Source organism: Arthrobacter sp. JCM 19049 (assembly GCF_001310435.1).
On sequence record NZ_BAXF01000318.1, the window covers coordinates 1 to 2,555 of the forward strand.

Below are 2,555 nucleotides of genomic sequence, written 5' to 3' on the forward strand. Positions count from 1 at the left end.
CACGGCCGAACGCGGTTCGGCCTGCTCCATCAGCTCCTGCACCAGGTCCTCATCCAGCTCCGAGCGGCACTGCCCCTCCAGTGGCCCGAATCCGCGCTCCACCAGTTCCGGTACCGGCGGGCCGGTGCGGGCCCCAAGGGTCTTGGCAATGATCTGCGCGCTTTCCTGGGCGCGGCCCAGCGGGGAGGCCAGGACACATCCCAGCCCTCATCGGCCAGCCGGGCGCCGACCGCGCGCGCCTGTTCCCGCCCGGTCGCGTTGAGCGGATGTCCGTCTGCCCCTGCAGCCTGCCTGCCAGGTTCCAGTCGGTTTGTCCGTGTCGAACCAAAGCCAGTGCACCATTCATACTTCTTGAGTCTAGCCAGTACTGCCGGTGGCGCTGAATCCCCCGGGGCGCGGATGGCCGGATGGAGCCTGTGACGCGCCGCGCAATCTTTCGACGCACAACTTGGGTCACATTCACACATGTTGAGACACTGGGGGTAACCATCCCGAGCGGCCGAGAGATCTGGTTCGATGACGCCGCAGCAACCTGCCACAGCCGGTGGATACGGTGCTACCGCCAGAAACGATGGAGCTGTCTTCGGCCATAGGGCCAGTGCAGTGAAGACAGACATTGATTCCGGGATATTGCCTTGATGGCCCTCCCGGCCAATGCCGCGGTGGGCCGGAAGACGAGCCGATAAGGAGTCACGCCACCATGGCCGACCACAAGTTTGGATTCCGCACCCGTGCCCTGCACGCCGGCGGAACCCCCGATGCCGAACACGGCGCCCGCGCGGTGCCGATCTACCAAAGCACGTCCTTCGTATTCAAGGACACCGATGACGCGGCGAACCTGTTTGCGCTGCAGAAGTACGGGAATATCTACTCCCGCATCGGCAACCCGACAGTGGCCGCCTTCGAGGAGCGCATGGCCTCCCTGGAGGGCGGGATCGGCGCGGTGGCACCGGCTCGGGCATGGCGGCGGAGTTCATCACCTTTGCCGCGCTGGCCCAGGCCGGGGACCACATTGTCGCCTCTGCGAAGCTCTACGGCGGGACCATCACCCAGCTGGATGTCTCACTGCGCCGCTTTGGCATTCAGACCACCTTCATCGACTCCAACGACCCGGCCGATTTCGAGGCCGCGATCGGGTCGAACACCAAGGCGGTGTACACCGAGGTGGTTGCCAACCTCCGGGGACATTGCCGACCTGGCCGGGCTGGCCGCGGTGGCGCACCGCCACGACATTCCGCTGGTGGTCGATTCGACGCTGACCCCGCCCTACCTGTTGCGTCCGATCGAGCACGGCGCGGACATCGTGATCCATTCGGCGACCAAGTTCATCGGCGGTCACGGCACCACCCTGGGCGGGGTGGTCATCGAATCGGGCACCTTCAACTGGGGCAACGGGAAGTTCCCCACCATGACCGAGCCGGTACCCAGCTATGGGAACGTCTCCTGGTGGGGCAACTTCGGGGAGTACGGGTTTTTGACCAAGCTGCGCAGTGAGCAGCTGCGAGATTTCGGCCCCTCCCTGCCGGCCCAGTCCGCGTTCCAGCTGCTGCAGGGCGTGGAGACCCTGGCCCAGCGGATGGACGCACACCTGGCCAACGCCCAGCAGGTGGCCCAGTGGCTGGAGGCCGATGACCGGGTCAGCTACGTGAACTATGCGGGCCTGGCCTCCCATCCCCAGCACGAGCAGGCGCGCAAGCTGCTGCCGCTGGGTGTGGGTTCGGTCTTCAGCTTCGGAATCAAGGGCGGCCGGCAGGCCGGGGCCAAGTTCATCCAGGCCCTGCAGCTGGCCAGCCACCTGGCGAACATCGGTGATGCGCGCACCCTGGTGCTGCACCCGGGGTCCACCACCCACCAGCAGCTGAGCGAGGAGCAGCTGCGGGCGGCCGGGGTGCCGCAGGACCTGATCCGCCTGTCGGTGGGCCTGGAGGATGTCGAGGACATCATCTGGGACCTGGACCAGGCACTGAGCGCCGCCCAGCAGCCGGAGCCGGAGCACCAATCGAGATGCCGTCCTATGACGCGGCGGCCTGCGCCGTGCCGGCCGGGAAGGGAGCGAACTAATGAGCACCGCACTACGCACCTGGCAGGGCCCCAGCGCCGCGCAGCGCCTCCAGATCCTGCGCGAGACCACCTCGATCGCGATCGTGGGGGCCTCGAACAAGCCCTCGCGGGCCAGCTACTTCGTGGCCACCTACCTGCTGTCCTCCTCAAACTACCGGGTGTACTTCATCAACCCGGTGGTGGACGAGATCCTGGGCCAACCGGTCTACAAGTCGCTGGCGGACCTGCCCGAGACCCCGGACCTGGTTGAGGTCTTCCGGAAGCATGATGACCTGCCGGGGTGCTGGACGAGGCCCTGGCCGTGGGGGCCAAGACCTGTGGCTGCAGCTGGGTTCCTGGCACGAGGAGGTGGCTGAGCGCGCGGAGGCCGCGGGGCTGAATGTGGTCATGGACCGCTGCGTGAAGATCGAACACGCCCGCTTCCACGGCGGGCTGCGCCTGGCCGGGTTCAACACCGGGGTGATCTCCTCCAAACGCCAGCTGCTGGCCTAGCG

General features: G+C 66.8%; 1 protein-coding gene, 3 pseudogenes and 1 riboswitch. Of the genes and pseudogenes, 2 read left to right on the forward strand and 2 right to left on the reverse strand.

What is annotated here, in order from left to right; translation table 11 throughout:
- On the reverse strand, nucleotides 1-204 hold a 204-nt coding region (locus JCM19049_RS22640; protein ID WP_306420788.1), incomplete at its 3' end, for a histidine phosphatase family protein.
- Nucleotides 205-292: 88 nt separating this feature from the next.
- Nucleotides 293-490, reverse strand: a pseudogene (locus tag JCM19049_RS22645) (hypothetical protein); the annotation flags it as partial.
- A riboswitch (SAM riboswitch) is annotated at nucleotides 484-578 on the forward strand. It overlaps the preceding pseudogene by 7 nt.
- 122 nt (nucleotides 579-700) lie before the next feature.
- On the opposite strand from JCM19049_RS22645, the pseudogene JCM19049_RS11520 reads away from it, so the two are divergent.
- Nucleotides 701-2,061: pseudogene (locus tag JCM19049_RS11520) on the forward strand (O-acetylhomoserine aminocarboxypropyltransferase/cysteine synthase family protein).
- A pseudogene (locus JCM19049_RS11525) lies at nucleotides 2,061-2,553 on the forward strand (CoA-binding protein). The pseudogenes JCM19049_RS11520 and JCM19049_RS11525 overlap by 1 nt, the downstream one beginning before the upstream one ends.
- Nucleotides 2,554-2,555 lie beyond the last annotated feature (2 nt).